Origin of the sequence: Imperialibacter sp. (assembly GCF_048007035.1) — a bacterium.
Classification (GTDB): Bacteria; Bacteroidota; Bacteroidia; order Cytophagales; family Cyclobacteriaceae; genus Imperialibacter.
Genome location: NZ_CP180355.1, coordinates 2343090 through 2366324, shown reverse-complemented (window position 1 = coordinate 2366324; position 23235 = coordinate 2343090). Strand labels below are relative to the sequence as shown.

Annotated in this window: 12 protein-coding genes; 10 read left to right on the top strand and 2 right to left on the bottom strand. The window is 47.2% G+C overall.

The window, feature by feature from the left end; genetic code table 11:
- Positions 1 to 159 precede the first annotated feature (159 nt).
- From ccoN to ACMVP2_RS10290, 7 genes are read left to right on the top strand one after another with little or no spacing between them, the layout of a single operon-like run.
- Positions 160 to 2310, top strand: a complete 2151-nt coding sequence (gene ccoN, locus ACMVP2_RS10320; protein ID WP_416867638.1) for a cytochrome-c oxidase, cbb3-type subunit I — start codon at positions 160 to 162, stop codon at positions 2308 to 2310.
- A 2-nt stretch (positions 2311 to 2312) separates the two neighbouring features.
- Positions 2313 to 2516 carry a hypothetical protein gene (locus ACMVP2_RS10315; RefSeq protein ID WP_152001526.1) on the top strand — a complete coding sequence of 68 codons (204 nt, stop codon included), beginning with the start codon at positions 2313 to 2315 and terminating at the stop codon, positions 2514 to 2516.
- Entirely contained in the window at positions 2500 to 3429 is a 930-nt protein-coding gene (locus ACMVP2_RS10310) for a cbb3-type cytochrome c oxidase N-terminal domain-containing protein (protein ID WP_416867637.1), read from the top strand. Before ACMVP2_RS10315 ends, ACMVP2_RS10310 begins: the two co-directional genes overlap by 17 nt.
- 29 nt (positions 3430 to 3458) lie before the next feature.
- Positions 3459 to 4889, top strand: a complete 1431-nt coding sequence (gene ccoG, locus ACMVP2_RS10305) for a cytochrome c oxidase accessory protein CcoG (RefSeq protein ID WP_416867636.1) — start codon at positions 3459 to 3461, stop codon at positions 4887 to 4889.
- The gene (locus tag ACMVP2_RS10300) at positions 4886 to 5320 is read left to right on the top strand and encodes a FixH family protein (protein ID WP_416867635.1); all 435 of its coding nucleotides are present in this window, start codon (positions 4886 to 4888) and stop codon (positions 5318 to 5320) included. Before ccoG ends, ACMVP2_RS10300 begins: the two co-directional genes overlap by 4 nt.
- Position 5321: 1 nt before the next feature.
- A complete protein-coding gene (locus ACMVP2_RS10295; protein WP_416867634.1) occupies positions 5322 to 6026 on the top strand; it encodes a sulfite exporter TauE/SafE family protein in 705 nt (234 codons plus the stop codon).
- Between the two features lie 52 nt (positions 6027 to 6078).
- Entirely contained in the window at positions 6079 to 6657 is a 579-nt protein-coding gene (locus tag ACMVP2_RS10290; RefSeq protein WP_416867633.1) for a Uma2 family endonuclease, read from the top strand.
- A 6-nt stretch (positions 6658 to 6663) separates the two neighbouring features.
- Here ACMVP2_RS10290 and ACMVP2_RS10285 read toward each other — a convergent pair whose 3' ends face one another.
- The gene (locus ACMVP2_RS10285; RefSeq protein WP_416867632.1) at positions 6664 to 9057 is read right to left on the bottom strand and encodes an ABC transporter permease; all 2394 of its coding nucleotides are present in this window, start codon (positions 9055 to 9057) and stop codon (positions 6664 to 6666) included.
- Positions 9058 to 9294: 237 nt separating this feature from the next.
- Here ACMVP2_RS10285 and ACMVP2_RS10280 point away from each other — a divergent pair, with 237 nt between their 5' ends.
- Positions 9295 to 18354 (top strand): FG-GAP-like repeat-containing protein, encoded by a 9060-nt coding sequence (locus ACMVP2_RS10280; protein WP_416867631.1) that lies wholly within the window; start codon positions 9295 to 9297, stop codon positions 18352 to 18354.
- A 95-nt stretch (positions 18355 to 18449) separates the two neighbouring features.
- Here ACMVP2_RS10280 and ACMVP2_RS10275 read toward each other — a convergent pair whose 3' ends face one another.
- Positions 18450 to 21305: a PAS domain S-box protein gene (locus ACMVP2_RS10275; protein ID WP_416867630.1), complete on the bottom strand. Its 2856-nt coding sequence runs from the start codon at positions 21303 to 21305 to the stop codon at positions 18450 to 18452.
- A 273-nt stretch (positions 21306 to 21578) separates the two neighbouring features.
- On the opposite strand from ACMVP2_RS10275, the gene ACMVP2_RS10270 reads away from it, so the two are divergent.
- Both ACMVP2_RS10270 and ACMVP2_RS10265 read left to right on the top strand, forming a co-directional pair.
- The gene (locus tag ACMVP2_RS10270) at positions 21579 to 22295 is read left to right on the top strand and encodes a hypothetical protein (protein WP_416867629.1); all 717 of its coding nucleotides are present in this window, start codon (positions 21579 to 21581) and stop codon (positions 22293 to 22295) included.
- A gap of 10 nt (positions 22296 to 22305) precedes the next feature.
- Complete coding sequence (locus ACMVP2_RS10265) at positions 22306 to 23232, top strand: carbon-nitrogen hydrolase family protein (RefSeq protein ID WP_339785699.1); 927 nt, start codon at positions 22306 to 22308, stop codon at positions 23230 to 23232.
- Positions 23233 to 23235 lie beyond the last annotated feature (3 nt).

The window sequence follows — 23235 nt, the reverse complement described above, 5'->3', positions numbered from 1 at the left end:
GTAAACATTTCTGTTTTTCAATACACCTATTGGCCCAAGTCTTATTTACTCACGGGCAATTATGACAAATATCAGTTTTGCCGGGAAGAATAGTCATTCATCCCCCGGCGCATGGCAAATAGCTTTGTCTCTGTTTCCATTTGCTAACCCTCTATAAATATGGAATTAGAAAAATTTAGCTACGACAACAAGATAGTAAAGTACTTTGCTATTGCCACAGTTGTCTTTGGTATCGTGGGTATGCTGGTAGGTCTTACTGCAGCCATTCAGCTTTTTTACCCGGTATTCAATTTTGATTTGCAGTACACCACTTTTGGCAGAATCAGGCCGCTGCACACCAATGCGGTGATTTTTGCATTTGTGGGCAACGCTATGTTTGCCGGGGTGTACTATTCAATGCAGCGTTTATTGAAAACCAGGATGTTCAGCGATGCATTGAGCTGGATTCATTTCTGGGGCTGGCAGCTTATTATTGTTGCTGCCGCCATCACATTGCCGCTCGGTTTCACCTCTTCCAAGGAGTACGCTGAGTTGGAATGGCCTATTGATATTGCCATCGCACTTATCTGGGTTGTGTTTGGCATCAATATGATAGGTACTATCCTCAAGAGGAGGGAGCGGCACATGTATGTGGCCATCTGGTTTTACATTGCCACATTCGTCACCGTTGCTGTGCTTCACATTTTCAACTCGTTTGCATGGCCGGTAAGCCTGTTCAAAAGCTATTCAGCCTTTGCTGGTGTGCAGGATGCACTGGTTCAGTGGTGGTATGGCCACAACGCCGTGGCTTTCTTCCTTACCACCCCCTTCCTTGGCTTGATGTACTATTACCTTCCCAAGGCAGCTAACCGACCAGTTTACTCTTACAAGCTTTCTATTATCCACTTCTGGTCATTGATATTTATTTACATCTGGGCGGGCCCTCACCACCTGCTTTATACCTCCCTTCCTAACTGGGCGCAGTCTCTGGGCGTAGTTTTCTCCATCATGCTCCTGGCTCCTTCGTGGGGTGGTATGCTCAACGGCCTGCTGACGCTTCGTGGTGCCTGGGACAGGGTGCGTGAAGATGCAGTATTGAAATTTATGGTGGTAGCTGTGACTGCCTATGGTATGTCCACGTTCGAAGGACCTATGCTTTCACTGAAAAATGTGAATGCCATTGCTCACTTCACGGACTGGATCATCGCCCACGTGCACATTGGTGGTCTGGGATGGAATGGCTTCCTGACTTTCGGCATGCTCTACTGGATGATCCCACGGATTTATGGCACAAAACTTTTCTCAGCCAAGCTTGCCAATTTCCATTTCTGGATTGGCACCCTTGGTATCATTTTCTATGCTTTGCCGCTCTATTGGGCCGGTATCACCCAAAGTTTGATGTGGAAACAATTCACAGAAGATGGTTTCTTGCAATATCCTAACTTCCTTGAAACTGTCACTCAGATTGTGCCCATGTACATGTTGAGGGCTGTTGGTGGCTTGCTTTACATCATCGGAGTGCTGGTAATGGCTTATAACCTTGTGAAAACAGCCTATGCAGGTAAGTTGATTGCCAACGAACCAGCGGAAGCGCCAGCGCTTGAAAAGAGGGAAATTGTTGGAGGGCATTGGCACGCAGTGCTGGAGCGCAAGCCGATTATTTTCACCAGCCTGGCACTTGTTGCCATTTTAATCGGCGGGGTGATCGAGTTTGTACCAGCATTTCTCATCAAATCCAATGTGCCCACTATCACCAACGTGAAGCCTTACACACCACTGGAATTGCACGGCAGAGATATCTATATCCGGGAGGGCTGCAATACCTGTCATTCTCAAATGGTGCGCCCATTCAGGGATGAAACGGAGCGCTACGGAGAGTATTCTAAGGCGGGAGAGTTTGTCTACGACCATCCATTCCTGTGGGGTTCGAAACGTACCGGGCCCGATTTGCACCGGGTAGGCGCCAAGTACCCCGATTCATGGCATTTCAACCATATGCTTGACCCCACGTCTATGTCGCCTGGCTCGATAATGCCTCCCTATCCGTGGTTGTTTGAGCAACAGGTAGATGCCGACTTAACTCCGGCTATGATCAGTGCATTGCGCCATGTAGGGGTGCCTTACGAGGAAGGTTTTGAGGATCAGGCCAACGCCTTGATGAGTAAGCAAGCTGCATTGATAGCCACAAACCTGAAAAAGGATGGCATAGAAATCGCTCCGGAGGCAGAGATCATTGCACTCATCGCCTATTTGCAACGCCTGGGCACCGACATCAAAGTGAAGGGAGTTGCCAATCAAAATGTATCGTCAACCCAAGAAGGAGGAAACTAGCCATGTATAAGGAAGTATTAAGATCAATCACTGGCATAGAGATTTGGCCGCTTGTTTCACTGGCCATCTTTTTCGCCTTCTTTGTCGGGCTATTGCTTTGGGTCTGGTTGGCAGACAAAGACTATATCGATGAAATGAGCCACCTCCCTATGGATAGCGATCAAAGTTCCACACCTAACCAGTTGAATCATGACACACTTAAATAGACTTTTGGCCTTACTAAAGAAAAAGCCGAAAACGTGGTTAACGCTTTTTGGATTGCTGATGCCTGCGGTGGGCTTTGGCCAGGATGCAAGTGCTTCATCAGCCACCTCCGATAGCCCTGAATTGTTGCTCTACACTGCCATGGCGCTTGTGGTCATTGTGGCTGTCCTTGTACTGATTGTGGCGCTCTATACGCTCACCATTATCAAAGTGATGATAAGGAAAGAGAAAGTGAGCGAGTTAGCCGACCAGGGTTTAACGTATGAAGAGGGCCCCGGCTTCTGGGCAAGGTTCAATCAAACAATGACAGATGCAGTGCCACTGGAAAAAGAGGACGCCGTATTACTCGATCATAACTACGATGGCATCAGAGAGCTCGACAATCACCTGCCACCCTGGTGGAAGTACATGTTTTATTTGTCTATAGTTTTTGCAGTGGTTTATATGCTCGCCTACCATGTTTTCGATACACTTCCACTTCAGGAGGAGGAATATCAAAACGAATTAGCGGTGGCCAGTGAGGAGGCTGAGGCCAGAAAGCTACTTGCCGTAAACGAGCTGGATGAGAACAGCGTTGAAGCAACGGCTGTTGAAGCTGAACTTGCCAATGGAAAAGACATCTTCGACAAGAGTTGCGCCGTGTGCCACGCTGCTGACGGCGGCGGCGGTGTTGGGCCGAACCTGACCGATGTTTACTGGATTCATGGGGGATCAATTGGCGATGTATTCAAAACCATCAAATACGGTGTGCCGCAGAAGGGTATGATCGCCTGGCAGGCTACTTTGAAACCAACAGACATCAGAGATGTGGCGAGTTACATCCTGACTATGCAGGGCACCACGCCCGCAAGCCCCAAAGAACCCCAGGGAGATCCTTATGAGCCGGGAGCCGCAGGCCAGGAATCTGGAAACTAGAGCCAAGACGTAAGTACCCCAAAAAAGCGATGGAAGATTTATATGAATATGATGAACTGTACCGTGACACGATTGCCACTGTAGACGAACAGGGCAAGCGAGTGTGGATTAATCCCAAAAAGCCCAAAGGGAGGTATCACACTTACAGGATAGCAGTAACAGTGCTTTTGTTAGGTTTATTATTTGGTGCCCCCTTCCTTTCCTGGAAGGGGCACCCAATGTTCCTTTTTAATATTTTCGAGCGCAAGTTTATTCTATTCGGCACGGTATTCTGGCCTCAGGATTTCATCATTTTCGGAATAGGCATGATCGCCTTCTTTGTGTTTGTGATTCTTTTTACCGTAGTATTCGGCCGTATTTGGTGTGGCTGGATGTGCCCTCAGACTATCTTCATGGAGATGGTCTTTCGCAAAATTGAGTACTGGATTGAGGGAGATGCTAATCAGCAGCGTAAACTGGCCAGACAAGAATGGAATTTTGAGAAGATTTGGAAGAAGGGCCTCAAGCTTTCCATATTTTTGGGGATTTCGGCGCTTATCGCCCATACCCTTATGGCCTATCTGATTGGGATTGACGAGGTGGTTACCATTGTATCGCAGCCGCCCACAGCACACATGGCGGGTTTCATTGGGCTTATTGCTTTTACAGGGATCTTCTTTTGGGTTTTTGCCTATTTTAGAGAGCAGGCTTGTATCGCTGTTTGTCCTTATGGCCGTTTGCAGGGTGTGCTTCTCGACAAAGAGTCAATCGTTGTGGCCTACAACTGGTTGCGGGGCGAACCCAGAGGAAAAATAAAGAAAGAAGTAGCTGGAGCAAAAGCCGAACCACCTAAGGGTGATTGCATCGATTGTAAGCTTTGTGTACATGTGTGCCCAACCGGAATCGACATCAGAAACGGCACCCAGCTGGAGTGCGTCAACTGCACAGCCTGCATAGACGCATGCGATGAGGTAATGACGAAGGTTGATCGCCCAACAGGCCTCATTGGTTACTACAGTCACAGCATGGTCAGTGAGGGGAAGAAGTTTTCCTTCAACACCAGGATAGCTGCCTACACAGCAGTTCTTGTGGGAATTTTGGGGCTATTGGCCTTTCTGCTTACCACCCGAACAGACGTGGAAGCTACCATGCTGCGTGTTCCGGGAATGCTGTATCAGGAGAAGGAAAACGGAATGATCTCCAATCTTTACAATATTCAGTTTGTGAACAAAACCTATGAGGATATTCACATAGAAGTGAAGCTGAAAGACGCCAACGGAGGCACGATTGACCGGGTGGGGGGCGAAGGCCTGGTGATACCGGCAGCCAGCAACCTGGAGTCCGTTTACTTTATTGACCTGCCACGAGAGAACGTGACCGAAACCAGCAATAAATTGGTGGTGCAGCTTTATAGAGATGGGGAGTTGCTTGACGAAATAAAGACGAACTTTCTTGGACCCTTTAAACAGAAAAAACCATGAACTTCGGGAGCTGGATTACAGTAGCCTTTGTGCTATTTGCCGGACTTATTATCAGCCTTGTGGTGGTTTGTGTGCGGCAGGATTTGTCGCTGGTTTCAGCAGACTACTACCAGCAGGAAATCAAATACCAAACAAGGATCGACGATATTTCTAATGCGCAGGAATCATCAGCTAAAGTTGAGGTAAACCGAATTCCGGGGAAGAACCGTCTGGAGCTTTCGTTCGGCGAACAAGGAGCTGCGTTGACTGGCGAAGTCGTTATGTTTCGTCCATCTGATGCCAAACTCGATAAGAAGTTTTTGCTGAAGCTGGACGATACAGGAAGTTTTCAAATGGACACTTCTCAGCTAAAGAAGGGACTTTGGAAAATGAAAATTTCCTGGCAGCAGGGGGGGCAGACTTTCTTTGAAGAAAAAACCATAGTAATCTGATATGCCGCTCTGGTCAGCTTTTGTGCTTGGACTATTTGGCAGCCTACACTGTGCAGGCATGTGTGGCCCGCTTGTTTTTGCCCTTCACAAAGGAGGTAGCGGCTATGGAAAAATCACCTACCACACGGGTAGAATACTTACCTACGCTTCGTTGGGCCTTATCCTGGGTGGTCTTGGCTTTGCCGCTCAGCTTGCAGGTTTACAAAAGTGGTTTTCTCTCCTGCTAGGCGTTGGGCTGCTTGCGTCAGTGATATTTCCCCTGATTTCTTCCCGGTTTCACAGTCACTACCTTAGTACAAAAACCAGTGGATGGCTGTCAGGCGGTGTAAGAAAATGGATGGGTAGAGCTGTGGCCTCCCATAGCCCGTTTCGCCAACTTTGGCTCGGCGGATTGAACGGCCTTTTGCCTTGCGGCATGGTCTACATTGCCATAGCCGGTTCACTCTCCATGGCTGACTATTTTCAAAGTAGCCTATACATGATCTTCTTTGGTCTGGGCACCTGGCCCATGTTGTTGGCCATTTCTTATGGCAGCACGTTTGCCAATCACCTCAGCTGGCTGAACATAAAAAGGCTGGCTCCCATTTTTATAGCCTGTCTGGGCCTGTTGCTCATTTGGCGTGGGCTCAACCTTCGCATTGAATATATCCCAGGGGCACCTGGCAGCAGTCCTTTTGCTGGCATTACAATCTGTACGACTCCCTGATGCTTCTACAAGCATATCTGTAGATTTACTATCTTTGAGTAAAAGGCAAGAAATGGACTCTTTCGAACTCAAATTTCCGGATAAAGTACTTGACTCCTTTACTGAGGAGGAGTTTTATCTGTTTTGCCAGCAAAACAGAGACTTGAAGTTTGAGCGAACTTTTGATAAAAGAATTATCATTATTACACCAAGCGGGGGCTTAATTGGTAATAAGGGAATGCGCATTGGTGCGAGGCTTGATGCGTGGAATGAGCAAACCAACCTTGGATATACGTTTGACTCGTCTACCGGATTCACGCTGCCAAACGAAGCAATTCGATCCCCCGATGCATCATGGGTTGCAAAAGCCAGATGGGAGGCACTTTCACTTGCAGAGCAAGAAAGGTTTCCGCCAATTTGCCCCGATTTTATCATTGAACTGATGTCTCCTTCTGATCGGCTTTCCGAGCTACACAAGAAAATGGAAGAGTATCAAAGCAATGGTTGTCGCCTTGGCTGGTTGATCGACTCCGCAAAGAGGATGACATACATTTATCGCTCTGAAGGAATGATTGAAACTCCATTCAACAAGGCTCTTGATGGCGAAATGGTGCTGCCAGGCTTCAGCCTGAATCTGACAAAGATATTTTAATGAACCTCACTGGTCTTTCAAAGAGGCCACAGGATTCCCTGTAGCTGCAATCAAGCTATGATAACCCACAGTAAGTAGCGTGACTATCAGGATGAGGCCAGCCGAGGAAATAAAAGTGATTGGGCTGGGGCTGATCCTGAATTCAAACTCCTGCAGCCAATTGCTCATGGCATAGTAGGCGATAGGGAAGGCGATCAAAATTGAGACGCCAACGAGCTTCAAAAAGTCCTTCGAAATCAAGAGCATGATGCTCGAAACCGAGGCGCCGATCACTTTTCTCAGTCCTATTTCCTTTTTCCTTTGCTCTGCCGTGTACGACGCAAGGCCAAACAGACCCATGCAGGCAATAACAATGGTAAAAATGGAGAACGTGGCAAAAACCTGACCTTTCGACTCATCCGCCTGGTATTTCTCGTAGAAATCCTGCTCAAGAAAGGAATACTGCAGAGGTCTGTTGGTAATAATATCTTTCCATGTTTTGTCGATAAAGCTTAACACATCGCCAGTGTTGGCCGTGTTGATCCTCACCAGCAAAATACCGTTTTGGATGCTGTTGTGAATAATCATGGGCATGATAGGCTCCTGAAGGGCTCTCTGGTGAAAGTTCTTAATAACGCCTACCACTTTTACTTCCCGGGTTTGCAGGCCGTCACCAGTCATTACCTTGAACCGCTTGCCGATAGGCTCCGTCCAGCCCATTTCCCGGGCCAGCTCCTGGTTCACTATCACGGCGTTGGAAGTATCGCTCTTTGTACCTTCGGAAAAATTGCGCCCCTCTACCACCTCTATTTCAAGCGTTGGGAGGTAGCCAGCATCCACCTGACAGCTCATAAACCCCTTTTCCGTAAAACCTCCCTGTTCCATTTCCACAAATATGCCGTTCAGGTTGAAGTCGCCACCAGGAGTAGCCCATCCGGACCCCACACTGTAAATGTCTGGGTTGGTCAAAAGCGCCTGTTTTAGCACATCGAGTTTTTTGCGTGCTTCTTGCCCTTCCAGCGGAATACGGATGACCTGGTCTTTGTTGAAACCAAGGTTCTTTTCTTTCATAAAGTTGAGCTGGTCGTATACCACCCAGGTGCATATCACCATGATGATCGAAATGGAAAACTGGAAAACGACCAGGGCTTTCCTGAGTGCCGGATTACCCGATTTGGAGGAGGCCCTGCCCTTTAGTACCTGCGCCGACTGGAACCTGGACAAGTAGAAAGCCGGGTAGCTTCCCGACACCAAACCTAAAAACACCAAAACCCCACTCAAAGCAAGCAAAATGAAGGGATCCTTGTAGAAATCTCGGGTGATTGTCTTGTCAGCAAGATCATTAAAATAGGGAAGAAGGAAGAATGCTAAAACCACGCTTAACACGACAGAAAGAAGAGTTACCACTATGGCTTCTACAGTAAACTGGATCATGAGTTGCTTGCGATAAGAGCCAAGCACTTTTCTGATGCCCACTTCCTTGGCCCGCATGGTGCCCCGTGCAGTGGCCAGGTTCATATAGTTAATGGAGGCAATAAGCAGTATGAAAATTGCTACGATAGAGAAAACATAGATATAGGTAATGTCTCCGGCTGGCTCAATTTGCCCTTCATTTTTCGAATAAAGGTGAATGCTGGTGAGTGGCTCAAGGTAAAAGTCGGCCTTTGCATTGAACTGGCGGAAGAGCTCGCCTGTGTACTTTTCCATAAACGCCGGGGAGCGGCCTTCCAGCACTTTTGGATCAGTGCCCGGAGCAAGCTGAAGATATACCCAATCGTTGATATTGCCCCATGCAGAGGGGCCCTGAACGGGTAAGGTGCTGTAGGAAACAAGTGCTCTGGGTTGAAAGTGGGAGTTGGCTGGGGCATCTTTCATCACCCCCGTGACAATTCGTTGCCACTCTTCAGACCCTGTTTTGATCACTTTGCCTATGGGCTCGTCGTCTCCAAAATACTTTTTTGCTACGCTTTCGGTCAGCACAATGGAATTAGGCTCAACAAGTGCCTTTTTTGGATCACCCTTAAGCAGTTGAAAACTAAAAATGTTAAAGAAGGAAGAATCAGCGAAGTAGAACTTTTCCTCGTAGAATTGCTGGTCATCTTTTGTCACCAGCTCCCTGCCAGGGTAGTTGATCCGAACAAAATTTTCGACTTCTGGAAAATCGGCCTTCATCGTAGGTCCAATCGGCGACATGGCCTGGCAGATGTCCACCTTCGTATCCTGAATGGAGGCGTGCATGCCCACACGGTATATTTGATCGGCGTTTTTGTGGAAAGCATCAAAGCTCAGTTCATCCTTTATGTAGAGCAAAAGAAACAGACTGGAAAGCACGCCGGCTGTTAAACCAAAAATATTGATGAAGCTATAAAAGCCCTGGCGGCGCAAATTTCTGATGGCTACAACTATATAACTTCTTAGCATAAAGAGAAAATTTATATAAAACCAACAACAAGTTACGTACCTGTTTGCTCATCTTGTTGATTAACAGCACTTTATAAAAATACTCAATTAGGAGTATTGTTTAATTGTACGCTTATGAGTCAATTAGCTGTTCGACTGTGTACACAATTTGCCTCCTGGTCAAAGTTTAATGACTTTTTTGACAAATAGTTTATATTGTTACATGTTTTAAATTGTATTAGCGCTAGCCTGAGTATTATGCTGACCAAACCAAACACTCCCAAGACGAAGTATGCCTTTTCGGCGGTACTTGCCATCATTTTATTTTTTTTATTCGCTGGAAAGCCATCGGAGGTGAGAGCCCAGACGGATCCAACGCAACTTGCGGCACTTATTGATCTTTACAATGCCACAGATGGCGCAAACTGGGGAAATAATGCCAACTGGACAATTGGAACTGACGCCAGCACGTGGAACGGTGTTGTTACCAGCGGTGCGAATGTGATTGAGGTCAGCCTTCCGACGAACTTCATGTCCGGAACGATCCCAGCTTCTATTGGTGATTTGACGGCGCTTACCGTACTTGACCTTTCAGACAATGCCCTTACTGGATTTATTCCTGTTGAGATTGGAAACTTGACTAGCCTGACCACGCTAAACCTTGGAGGAAACCAGCTTACGGGTTCCCTCCCAGCCGAAATTGGCAACCTCACAGCTTTGGTGGACTTGCAGCTTTGGAATAATTTTTTGTCGGGATCACTGCCGCCTTCAATTGGCAACCTAACCAATTTAACGTATTTGGATTTGGCACCCAACCAGTTTTCGGGAACGATCCCTACTGAAATAGGGAATTTGGTAAATTTAGGAACTTTATGGCTCAATAATAACCAGTTTTCGGGAGATGTGCCGACGTCGTTGGTTAACCTTACTTCACTCACCGCTCTCTATCTGCAAGGCAATTCACTCACAAACTTACCCGATTTGTCAGGTATAGTTTCACTCGCTACTCTAGATGTTAGCGACAACAAATTCCAATTCCTCGAACTTGAGCCTCATACTTCCATAGCAAGTTTCACGTATGCCCCTCAAAAGGCATTCGGGACACTTAACCCGACAGAGTTGGTGTTGAGAACCGGGGAGCCGCTGACACTCTCTTTTCCTGCAGTTGCTGGTACAGGCGTAACCTATCAGTGGCAAAAAAATGCTGTTAATGTTGGTGGCGAAACAGCCACTACTCTTAACATTCCCTCCTTTTCGGCACCTGATGAAGGTGCCTATACTCTTTTGGCTGATCACCCCGTTTTGACACTTCTGACCCTGGTATCTCAGCCAAGGGAAGTGCTATCCGCTAACGAATCTTTGTTTCAAATTGATAATACCAATTCAACTTTTGGTGAAACCTTATCAGGAGTTGTTTATGGCCAAGCCTGGGCGGATATTGATCAGGATGGGGATGAGGACTTATTTATAGGCACTCTCGACATCGGTGGTCCGGGGGCTGTAAACAAGCTCTATCAAAATAATGGCGATGGTACCTTTACGTCGTTGGCAGTTGGTGCCCTAACAACCGACTTGGCGGATGTGAGAGGTGCGGCCTGGGGCGATATCAACAATGATGGATACCCCGATCTGTTTGTCCCTGACCTGGGTTACAGGACGGGCGCTCCTGTGCCAGCTGTTTCGGTTATTTATGTAAACAATACGGATAATACATTCACACCGGTGCCCCTGCCTGTGGTTACCAATCTTGATAACATTGAAAGTGGGGTTTTTGGAGACTATGATAATGATGGGTTTATTGACCTTGCAGTGTTTGGTAGCTCTAACGTGTCAAGTCCTGTGACACTATTTAAAAACAATGGGGATTTAACTTTTTCGGAGGTACCAGGTGCATTCAATTTGCAATTAGGATCCTTGGGAACAATTTCCTGGGTTGATATTGACAGCGACGGTTTTCTTGATTTGTTTCTATCAGAAACGGCCGGCAGATACTATTTCAGGAACAATGGAGACGGAACTTTCACGCAAAATACAACAAGCCCGCTAGTAACTGTGGCAATAACCAGCACCAGAGGCCATTCCTGGGGCGACATCAACAATGATGGATTTGTTGATTTAGTGCAGTTAAGTCAGAACCCAGGGTCGCAAACTACTTTTTTTATCAACGATGGTGCCGGGAGCTTTACGTCTTCAGACGACCTGACGAGAACCGGAGCAGAAATTATTGGGCGGACTTCGGCCCTTGAAGACATTGATAATGATGGCGACCTTGATCTAATGGTGATACAGTCAAGCAATGAACAACAAGTATACCTGAATAACGGCCTAGGTGATTTCACCCTGGTTACGCCATTGCAACAAAACTTTTACACTGCATATACATTCGGTAGCCTTTCCGTTGCCGACTTCAACAATGATGGATTTACTGATCTTGTGAATTTTTCAAGCATAGCAGATGCTGCATCCGTTCATATTGAAGACATACCAAGGGCATACACAAATGTGACTAATGCAAATAACTGGATGAAGTTAAAGCTGAATGGCGTGGCATCCAATCGGCAGGGAATCGGAGCAAAAATAACCCTTGTATCTGCGGCCGGTGCTCGTGTCACCACAGTGAAATCTGGATCCGGATTTGCTGTATCAAACTCGATGATTACCAAATTTGGCCTCGGATCCGAAACAGCAATTACCTCTGTCACCGTGAACTGGCCTTCAGGCAATACCGACGTAATTCTAAATCCGGGGATTAATCAAGTTTTGACCGTGACCGAAAATAGCACTGTACCAAAGGGGCTATTGGCAGGTACGAAGTCGGCAAATAGCATTGAGCTGAAATGGACACCTTACCAATTTGCCAATGGAGGTTCTCTCTATTTGGAACGTGCCACCAGCGATGCCGGCCCTTTTCTTACGGTTGGTATACTTAGTGATACGATATCGAGCTATTCAGATGTTGGGCTGTTTGCCAACACAATATATTATTACCGGCTCAAGCATGAAAACGGACTTACGGTATCTGCATATTCGCCGTCCGTCGTTACGGCCACATTCAGCACCGGCCTGCCCGACACCTGGAATATCCAACAGGAGTTCACAACCCCGGGTCGGCTAACCCTTCTTGATATGGCGGTCGACAGCCTGGGCAACACCTACCTGGCGGGAAATTTTGCAGGTACTCTGTTTTTGAATGGGGACAGTATTTATTCCAACGGCGCTAACGATGCCATTGTCATTAAAGTGAATAGTACCAAAACCATCGATTGGATAAAAACATTTGGAGGCCTGGCGGTAGACGTAGCGGTAGACGTGGAAATTGGCCCCGGGGGCCTGGTATATGTGGGGGGTTATTATAGTGATGCTTTTACTGTTGATAGTCAGTCGGTGACGGAAGTCAGCCCGGGCGTGCGGGATGGCTTCGTAATGAAATTGAGCGCTGATGGTACGACAAACTGGATTACCAACATCAACGCTCCTGAGGAAACTTCTGTCAACAAAATCGGGGTGGATGCTGCCGGTAACGCCTACCTGGCAGGATACTACAATGGAGACTTTACATTCGGAGCAACTACATTTAGCGGTGGTGGAGGAGGGCCCGCTCTTTACAAAGTAGGGCCCGATGGCAGCAAGATTTTTGCCAGGTTTGGTACATTTGTGGGCAACACCCGCTTTGTCAACAATTTTAACTCGGTCGCAGTTAGCGGCAGCAATGTCTACGTTTCGGGTGAAGTAGACGGCCAGTGGTCTTTCGAGGGTACACCTATCACCCCCAATGCGCTCAGAGATGCGGTATTGATCAACTACGGCACCGACGGATCCTTGAAATGGGTTAAAACCCTTGCAGGACCAGGGGAAGACTATAGTGCGGAGGTGACGGTCGACGGAGCCGGAAATGTATTTTGGACAGGGGATTTTAACGGTGCCACAGCCACGGTCGATGCTGTGAGTGTTACCAATTCAGGAACCGGATACGATGTTTTTCTCACAAAAGTCAATGGTGTTGACGGAACAGTGCTTTGGGGTAAAAGTGCAGGCACGGCCAATGAAAACGATTTTCCATATAGTTTGACTACGGACGGAAACAGCGCATTCATAGCAGGTACTATGGGGTACGGTGCTACCAACTTTGACGCTTCCACTCTCAGCAATGGAAAGCTTTTCATCGCTTCCTACGGAACCGATGGTGCCGTGCGGTGGGTAGACAAATCAGAAGGATCTTTAGGCCTTCCATGGGGGCTGGAATATTCGCCGGTTGATCAGGGGATTCTAATGACGGGTTCTTTCGAGTATACGCAGCGCTTTGGTGTCACTGATTTAACTGACAAGGGCAATAGAAATGGATTTTTGGTTTTTCATAACGATTCCGGTTTGCCGATTCCGGCAGCGCCTGGTGCTTTTCAGGCATTTGCCACCTTCAATGGGCCGGTGAGCGCAAAGTGGGCCGCCGTGCCGGGTATAGCAAGTTATAGTTTGGAAAGAGCAGATGATTTCATTGGTCCATACAGCCAGATAGCATCGTTACCAGATTCGGTGCTAACCTATTCCGATGCATCAGTAGCTTCGGGACAGACCTATTACTACCGATTGAGATCTCTGCAAGGCGTATATTCCGACTACACCTATACTGAAGAAGTATTTACGTTTTCCAATTCTTTGGCCGATTCCTGGGACAACACGAAATTTTTTAAGGGACGGGGCAGGGAAAACTTTCTTGATGTAGTCACCGACGCATCGGGTTCTTCCTATTTGGTTGGTTATGCCACAGACACTACCACATTTGGAGCCCTGCAAGTCACCAGCAAAGGTGCACATGACCTTTTGGCTGTCAAACTTGATTCGTTAGGTAGCCCAGTTTGGGCAAAAAGTTTTGGCAGCACGGGAACCGATATTTTAGAGGGGGTTCAGGTTGATGGCCAGGGAAATGTGTATGTGACGGGTTATTATAACGGTGCGATGGCTATTGGAGCGGATTCACTCCCTGCTCTGGGCCATACGGACATGATAACCATTAAGCTCAATGCGGCAAACGGCGACGTTATTTGGGCCAAGGCCGGCGGAACTGGCGATTCCGGGGGGCTGTCAGTCGCCGTCGATTCGGTTGGAAATGTTTTTGTGGCAGGCTATTTCAACGGTAGTCTTACTCACGGGGCCACAACCTTAAACGGAGGAGGTCATGCGCTATTGAAATATGACGCCAACGGGGCACCACTGCTGGCTTTGCAAGGGGCTTTGGTCTCCGCTCAAACATCCTTTGTTAACCAGTTCCAAAGAGTAAAAGTCAATAATGCCGGAGTATATGTTCTGGGGAAATACAACAACGACTGGACTTTTGGCGGACTTCCTGCCACGGGCATTGGTGGAACAGACCTTTTTGTAGCTCACTACGACCTCGCAGGAAACATACGATGGCTTCGATCTATGGGTGGTACAGGCGACGATGAAGCCAGGGACATTGCCCTTGATGCAAATGGAGATGTGTTGGTGTTGGCCTTCCCCAAAAGCAGCTCGATTTCGATAGACACGATAACTGTAAGCCAAAATGGGCAATTAAACTTGATTGCGAAGTTGAGCGGAAGCACAGGTGCGGGCATATGGGGGAAAACTTTTGGAACGCCACAAGGAAGTGACTACCCCTATAGAATAGCCGCTGACCCCACAGGCTTTTTTGTGGCAGGTGCAATGGATATTGAACCGACACAGTTTGGAGGCCCGGTTGTCAATGGAGGCCTTTTATACCTTGCTTCGTTTGATACCAACGGAGCCATTAAATGGGCAGATGCAGGTGAGGGTGAGCTATATTCCTGGGCAATGAATTACTCCGCTTATCACAATGCGGCTGTTGTGGCAGGCGGGGTGCATTTTAATGCGCAAATTGGGTCAGCAAAATTTGAAGGTGTTGAAGAAAGGGATCTTTTCTTCAGTATGCACGGACAATCAGCTACGCCACTAGCTCCTGCAATCAGCAGGGCTGTGGCCGCAAATACCACGTCTGCCTATATCGAGTGGACGCCAGTGGTTGATGCCTCTTCGTACCTTGTGCAGGCCAAACTTTCAGGCGCAACTGCTTTTTCAAATATCAAGGTGGTACCCTCCGATACATCACAGGTGCTCGTAAAAAACCTTTTGCCTGACAGTGTTTACAATGTGAGGGTGATTGCCTACGGTCAAAGTGTTAGCCAGTCTGCCGTGTCAGCTTCCGTGAATGTGACAATGTCCTGTGGGGCACTCCCTTTATCGGATGGAGATTATCTGGTGAAATATGGTGCAAGAAAAAGAGATGGGGTAATCATACCAAGTGAGGAGTCATATGCTGCCATTTATTCAACAGGGCCCGGCACCTACATCATTAATGGATTAACGGGCGGCTACTACAAGAAGTATTTCGGCTCGGCGACGGTTATTGACACGCTGAGCAGGGTATGCAACGTGGCATCAAAAGCCTCTCTGACAGACCCTACCGGAATTTTGGCATCTGTGTCCTCCGTTGTTTATGCGCCCGATACATTGTGGATGGAGTACAAAACCGCAAGTGGTGATTGGCTTAATTTGCGCTTTTTCAAGACAGCCAGCCAAATGGACTCATCGGATCGGGCGGCCATAGTTAAGTTGTATGACAACACCGGCGGCGATACCTGGACAAACAAAACTAACTGGAAATCAGCGTTACCTGTTGGTTTCTGGCATGGCATAAAGACCTCTAATGGCAGAGTGGTAGAAATCGATCTTCCCGGAAACAATTTGATAGGGGAGCTGCCCGCCGAGCTATTTGCCATGGATTCCCTGCGTATATTGAACCTTGGAGCCAACCAATTGACCGGAACAATTCCTTCAAGCATTACGGGGATGAAAAGGCTCGGAATGCTGTACCTGAATGACAACCGAATAGGCGGCGAGATTCCGGATGATATCGGTCTGCTTCAGTCACTCAGCGCACTTGATTTGGGGCGAAATCAGCTGATAGGTGGCCTGCCAGCATCAATTGGCAACCTCACCAAACTGGAATCTATTTTTGGAGTGATGGGCAACCAATTGGAAGGAATTATTCCACCTACAATTGGGAACCTCAATAAACTGAAGGTTCTTGCGCTTGATGCTAATCATTTTGATGGATCGATACCGGCAGAAATTGGTAATATGGCCGCCCTGGAGGCGCTGTATCTGCATCAGAACAAGCTCACAGGTCCATTGCCCGACTCGATTGCAAAGCTTAAGAGCTTGAAATCGCTCTACCTCTTCGACAATCAGCTTGAGGGTTCGGTGCCAGCTGGAGTGACCACCATGGACAGCTTGCAGATTCTTATTTTGCAGCAGAACCAATTCACGTTCGTGCCAAACCTCACTGGGTTGGCCAGCCTCGACACGCTAAATATTTCAAATAACAAGGTAGGCTTTGGATCCATAGAGCCAAACCTGGCAGTAAATGGCTTTGTGTACAGCCCGCAAGGAAGGTTTGGGCTTCCTCTCGATACGTTGCATAGTGCAGGTGATCCGTTCCTGTTTGAGTTAGAAATGGGAGGCTCCACGAACAGCTACCAGTGGTTCAAAGATGATGCGGAGATTGCTGGTGCTGTAGAACAAGACTATTTTATAGCAAGTACGACAGAGAACGATGAAGGCACCTACTTTGCCCGGGTAGCCAATGCATCGGTGCCCGACCTTGTGCTGGACACAGATGAGTACGTGTTGAAGATTTCATCACGAAAAAGGGATAGTCTGGCGCTTGTGGCAATTTATGAGGGGACCGACGGGCCTAACTGGATAAATAAGACCAATTGGCTCCAGGGCGACTTGTCTACCTGGGGCGGGGTAACGCTCAAGAATGGAAGAGTGAGCCAGCTTAATTTGCCAAATAACCGCATGGTTGGCCCTATGCCAGCTGCCATCAGAGACATTGGCGAGCTAGCCGTTATTAATCTTTCTAACTCAGCTCCTTCGTTCGATCCGGCAATTGACAACCAGATCAGGTTCCTTCCTGACCTTAAGCGACTGGATAGCCTAACCACTGTCAACCTTACAAGAAACAGACTCGGTTTTGTCAGCATCGAAACCAATCTGGCTGCCCTTGGCGAGAAGTTCTTATTCAGTCCGCAGCGGAGGTTTGGTGAAACCCGATACGACAGTGTCCCTGTCGGGCAGGCTCACAAGGTTGCGATTGAGGTCAGCGGTCTTACCAACAGCTATCAGTGGTACTTTAACGACCAGCCTATTGAAGGTGCAACAAAGCGATTCCACATTATCGACAATGTTAACTATGATAAAATGGGGTCATATTTCGTCGAGGTGAAGAGCCCGAAAGTGCCTGATTTCAGCATTAGAAACAGAAATCAGAACGTGCTGGCCACAACAACGATTTCTGGTTCGATCAACTCAGCTTTCGATCAAAGCCCATTGACCAGCGGTCTCGCTATCATATACAAGATCAAAGACGGCCCCTACGACTCCATCGCAGCAGCACAAGTGTCGCCTGAGGGGGCGTTTATAGCTGAAAAAATTGTGCTTGGTGATTACATCATTATCGCCAAGCCGGATTTAGAGTTGTTCCCCGACGCTCTACAAACCTATTATTCAAGCACCATAGACTGGATACAAGCGGACACATTGAGAGTAAGAAATCCGGTTGCTGGCTTAGCCATTTCTCTGTTAGGCACCCCACCACCCCTAAATGGTGATGGTGTGATTGGCGGGTCACTTGAATCGGACTTACCTGACAATACGATTCCGGATGAAGAAGCTCGAATTCTTGACAGAAAGCGTGTGGCCGGGGCTGGGGTAAGCTTGAGCCGCCAGCGGTTCAGGGCAAAGGGTAATGAGTTCGACTATGATTTTGTAGCGTATACTGTGACAGATGAAGAAGGGAATTTTAGTTTTGGCACACTGACTGACGATACATATTTGATCAATATTCAGTACCCGGGTGTTCCAATGGATCAGAGTTCTGATATTTTGCTAACACTAGGCACACAGACGGATTTCAACGAGATTTCGGTGGCTGCACTTGTGACCCCCGAAGGAATTGTAGTTGACAAGGTATCCGTAAAAGGGATTGCAGCTCCATTCCTTCGTGATCTCAACGTATATCCTAACCCAGGTGATGACATCATCAATCTCGACTATTTCGTAAGAAGAAAGGTCGAAAGTCTTAACATGAGGGTGACTGATGTGACCGGAAGAGAGTTGATGTTACAGGCCCTTCCATATAGCCAAGGGCCTCAAAGAACAGCAATGGATATATCTGGACTTACACCGGGAATGTATATTCTGGTTATTTCTGATGAAGCTGGAAGCTTCACTGAGACATGGAGGATTCAGAAAAAATAGGAAACTGACCGTCTTTACCAGTTTGCATACTGAACAGACAAAGGGTTCCGTGAGACATAATCATCAAGAAAGACCACACAGCGTGGTCTTTCTTGTTATGCCACGTGATGTAAAGTCCGGACCGGCATGGTGTAGTCCATCAGCAATTGATGCAAGTGACTGGGGTTGAAGGGCTTCATCATCACGTCATTCATGCCAGCAGCATATACATTTCCTTCGACTTCCTTTCTCGTAGAGGCGGTCAGGGCAATGATAGGTGTGTCGCTGTTGAAATTACTTGTTTCTCTGATTTCTCTACTTGCCTGATACCCATCGATAACAGGCATTTCAAGATCCATAAGAACAATGTCAAACTTCTCCTTGTTTGCCAGTTCAATGGCTTCTTTACCATTGCTGGCTTGTTTGAAGCTAACATTCCATTTTTTCAAAAAACGATCGAGTACTAATTGGTTGATCTGATTGTCATCAACTGTAAGTACACGGATTTCTTCCAGGGATTCAAGTAGATGTGTCATATGCTGGTCACTTTTAATTGCTTGATTTGTGGTTTTTAAAGGGATATCGAAGTAGAAAGTTGAGCCTTGATTGTTTTTGCTTTCAACCCATATTTTGCCGCCTTGCTGTTCTACTATCATTTTGCAAATGGCCAGGCCGAGGCCCGTTCCGCCATACTTTCTTGAAGTAGAGGCATCAGCCTGGCTGAACTTTTCGAAGATGATTTGAAGCTTGTCTTTGCTCAGCCCAATGCCATTGTCGGCCACTGAGAACCTGACCCAAAGCTTGTTGTTGTCTTGACGAAGCAGTTTTGTGGCTACTTTAATCTTTCCTTTTTCAGTAAACTTGGTGGCATTGCCTATAAGGTTATTGAGCACCTGAACAATCCTGTGAAGGTCACCCTCGAGCAGAGTCGGGAGCTTAGGATCCCCATCAAATTCAATGGTGTTGCCTCGTTCCTGCACTTTAAACTTCATCGAATGAACCGCCTTGTTTATTTCTTCATTGAACTTGAAGGGGATGTTTTCAAACTGAATGTTTTCCGAAGAGATTTTTGAAAAATCAAGTATGTCGTTGATCAGGGTAAGCAGGTTTTCGGCGGAGTAGTGGAGTGTCTGTAGTAGCTCAAGCTGATCTTTGCGTGGATCCTCATCCATAAGAATTTTACTCATGCCTATCACAGCGTTCAATGGAGTCCGTATTTCGTGGGTCATGGTAGACAAGAATCTTTCCTTGGCTACCGAACCTTCTTCTGCATTTTTCTTTGCCTCTATTAATTGGCTTTCTGCAGCTTTTCTTTCACTCACATTGTTTTCAATTGAGATGAATTTTATTAGCTCACCATTTTGGCTGAAAACAGGGTTTATTTGTGTTTCAACCCAGTAGGCCTCGCCCTGCTTGTTGTAACTGATTATTTCTCCTCTGAAGCTAGTGCCTGAGTCAAGTGCCTCACACATGGCCTTTCTAACCTGCACGTCCGAATCCGGCCCCTGAAGTACCGTGGCTGGCCTTTTTCCTTTCATTTCGTCGAGGTTGTAACCGGACATTTTGATGAAAGCATCATTGACCCATTCCACCAACCCGTTCTTGTCGCTTATGATGGTGCCTGAGCTTGAATATTGCGCCACCATGGCCAACTCGCTAAGAGCTTGTTCGTTTTTCTTCCTTTCCGTAATGTCGACAAGGCTGCCAATAACTTTGTGCAGTTGGCCGTTTTCAGTTTTTGGCTCAACTACAATCCTTACCCAGTTTGTATCGCTCCCGGGAACATCCAGCTCAGCCTCTATATCAAAGCCAACATTTGTTTCGAAAACCTGCGCATAAGCACTACCAATTTTTTCCGCAGAGGTTTTGCTAAACTTCTTCAGAATTTCGCCGAGGGCCGGAATTTCACCGCTTTTAAACCCTAGCAACTCAGCCAAACTATCTGTATATGTACTTCTTCCCGACAGTACGTCGGTCTCCCAGCCACCAATGTGCGCCAGGTGTGTCGTTTGCTTTAGTACTTCGTTCAGCCACTTTTGCTCGGTCACGTCTCTGAGAATGGCCTGAGTTTGAATGTGCTGTCCTTCTTCGTTGAATATTTTTTGTGCAGTAGCTTCCAGCCATACGAAGTTGCCAGCCTTCGTTCTCACAGAGAAGTCGGTATTTGTGCCATCTTGTGTTAGCCCCTTTGCATTTGGGTCGATAAACACTTTAATGTTTTCGCCAATTACTTCTGAGGGTTGGTAACCAAGAATGGTTTCTACGGCGGGGGAGATGTATGTAATGTCTCCTTGTCTTGAACAAAGGAGGATAATGTCTTTCGAATGGGTGGCAAGCAGCTTATAAACGCCTTCTTTCTCAGAGATGTCGTTTTTTATCAGCTCAAGATTGCTGGATGAAAGGCTGGAGAAAGAGTTCTTTTCTTTCGAAGAGGATTTAAGTAGGGCGTCTAATATGGTTTGCACCTGGCGAACCTTAATAATGGTAGAGCCAAGACCAAATGCGATGGCAAATATGCCCACGCAGATCAGGAGGATATTAAGGGAAAGGTGTGATTCGCTGATTTCGCCGGCAGTAACCGAGGAGAGCGAGGTGATGGTGAGGAATAGAAATGGGATAGAGAACCAGAGTACCAACGATTTTTTCTCTTTGTTTCCGAAAAGCAGCGCCGATATTCCAGTCAGTAGAATAGAGAACAGTATTTGAATGGGGAGCATGCTGTCAAAAGCAAATCCAAGGAGTACTGTAAACAAACTGGCGTTCGCCAATGTGCAGTACCTCTTCCAGATGCCTTTGTGACTATTGGTATATAACGTAAGCGAAAAGTGGGTGAGGCTGATCAGAGAAAAGGTAAAAGGAGCATCTATGTTATAGGTGCTGAAGAGTGAAAATGCAACGATAGCGTTAAGTGCTCCAAAAAAGTAATTGATAATATTGGTGGTTACAAAGGCCTTTGAATCCTTCGCAGCCATTGGGCCCTTTTTCTCGTAACCGTTTAAAATTTCAACTAACATAACCAGAGAGAGTAAAGTATGATTCAAAATTAAAGGGTAGGCATCTCTCAGTTTTCGGAAGCTGTCGCTGCCCCTTACATGTATGTTTTTTTCTGCAATTCAATCGAAAAGGAAGTCCTCTATGCGGTCAAATGGTCACAATTCGGGCTTTGTATTGGACTAATTCAATATTATATATGATTAAAGCAACAGCATGAAATGTTTGGTTTTTGCTACTTTTGACATATAACTATGAGAAAACTTCTTTTTGCGCATGAAAATCTTCCCAGGCCTGTTGCGGCGGGGTTTGTATTGACCTTGATTTTTCTTGTCCACACCACGCTGTTCGCACAAAATCAGGTAGTTGAAAAACATTTTGGCATGATCGGGGAGGCAAGTCTTCAGCAGCTTCGTACGGCTTGCATCAAGGGCCGCTACGTCCCGCTTACCATGCAGCCGGCCACCTTTGTGGCTTATCTCAAGTTTCCGGATAAGATAAAGATTGAGTGGACACAGGGCAGAGTGAAGTGGACGGACACCTATGCCAATGGAAGGGCCGTCAGCAGGCATGGTGGTGTTACTACGGAGTTGGAGGGAAAGGAATCATTCGACCTGCTTTGGATGCTAAGGTCAACGTCGCCTTTGCGGGAGGCAGGAAATGGTCAATTCAGTTTGTCCTCCGAAAAATGGAATAACAGGGAATTTTACAAGCTCGCAACTGGCACCGAAGAATCACAATTGGAGTTTTTAGTTGATAAAGGAACCTACGAAATAGTGCTGGAAAGAATTGTCAGTGTGTCAAAGTCGTCAAAAAAAGACGTGCAGGAAATCAAGTACCTCAGATACATGGACCTGGGAGGAGTGAAAGTACCGGCGGTGTTTGTGATGGACACTGAAGAAGGTAGTGCCGACCTGATCTACGACGAGGTGCTTTTGGGCTACCCCCTCAACGATAGCTTTTTTAACTGACAGTGGTCAAATGAAAGTAGCCATTATTCAACACGCCCCCGAGTATCTTAACAAGAAGCGGAGTTTGGAAAAAGCCCTTGTGCTGATAAAAGAGGCGGCCAGCGGTGGAAATGCGCTGGCCGTTTTTGGAGAAAGCTGGCTAAGTGGCTACCCAGCCTGGCTCGACTATTGCCCAGGTGCTGCGCTGTGGAACCACGAGCCAACAAAAGAGGTTTTCGCAAAAACCCATGAAAATGCGATAGTGATCGACGGGCCTGAAATGACCGCTTTGCAACAGGCTGCGTCCGACCTCGGTATAGCTGTATGTATCGGAATCAATGAGAAAACCGGTAGCGGAAGCGCCAATGGTACGTTGTATAATTCAATGGCTATTATTAGCCCGGCGGGTGAGCTGGTGGTGCACCACCGAAAGCTGATGCCAACTTTCACGGAAAAATTGATCTATGGTGTCGGTGATGGAAACGGATTGCGGTCAGCGGAAGTGGCTGGTGCAAGAGTAGGCGGGCTCATTTGCTGGGAGCATTGGATGCCGCTTGCCAGGCAAGCCATGCACGAAACAGGCGAGCAGGTTCACATTGCTTTGTGGCCCACGGTACACGAAATGCATCAGGTAGCAAGCCGTCAATACGCTTTTGAGGGCCGGTGTTTTGTGCTGGCGGTTGGGCAGATACTGAGAGCGAAAGATATCCCCCCAGCCTTTGAGCTTCCCGAAGAGTTAAAAGCCAACCCCGAAAGCTTGCTCCTGAAAGGTGGGAGTTGTGTGGTGGGGCCTGATGGATTTCACATCCGGGAGCCTATTTTCGATTTGGAAACTACGATTGAGGTAGAGTTGCCCCTGCGGGAGGCTATAAAGGAAAAAATGACCCTTGATGTAACGGGTCATTACAAACGAGAAGACGTTTTCGACTTCAAGGTAAACAAGAAAAGGAACCAATAGATA

Coding starts and splice junctions, on each gene's coding strand:
- ACMVP2_RS10295 (WP_416867634.1), top strand. CDS start 5,322: ATGCCGCTCTGGTCAGCTTTTGTGCTTGGACTATTTGGCAGCCTACAC.
- ACMVP2_RS10275 (WP_416867630.1), bottom strand. CDS start 21,305: ATGGCTGCGAAGGATTCAAAGGCCTTTGTAACCACCAATATTATCAAT.
- ACMVP2_RS10285 (WP_416867632.1), bottom strand. CDS start 9,057: ATGCTAAGAAGTTATATAGTTGTAGCCATCAGAAATTTGCGCCGCCAG.
- ACMVP2_RS10300 (WP_416867635.1), top strand. CDS start 4,886: ATGAACTTCGGGAGCTGGATTACAGTAGCCTTTGTGCTATTTGCCGGA.
- ACMVP2_RS10315 (WP_152001526.1), top strand. CDS start 2,313: ATGTATAAGGAAGTATTAAGATCAATCACTGGCATAGAGATTTGGCCG.
- ccoG (WP_416867636.1), top strand. CDS start 3,459: ATGGAAGATTTATATGAATATGATGAACTGTACCGTGACACGATTGCC.
- ACMVP2_RS10310 (WP_416867637.1), top strand. CDS start 2,500: ATGACACACTTAAATAGACTTTTGGCCTTACTAAAGAAAAAGCCGAAA.
- ACMVP2_RS10270 (WP_416867629.1), top strand. CDS start 21,579: ATGAGAAAACTTCTTTTTGCGCATGAAAATCTTCCCAGGCCTGTTGCG.
- ACMVP2_RS10265 (WP_339785699.1), top strand. CDS start 22,306: ATGAAAGTAGCCATTATTCAACACGCCCCCGAGTATCTTAACAAGAAG.
- ACMVP2_RS10290 (WP_416867633.1), top strand. CDS start 6,079: ATGGACTCTTTCGAACTCAAATTTCCGGATAAAGTACTTGACTCCTTT.
- ACMVP2_RS10280 (WP_416867631.1), top strand. CDS start 9,295: ATGCTGACCAAACCAAACACTCCCAAGACGAAGTATGCCTTTTCGGCG.
- ccoN (WP_416867638.1), top strand. CDS start 160: ATGGAATTAGAAAAATTTAGCTACGACAACAAGATAGTAAAGTACTTT.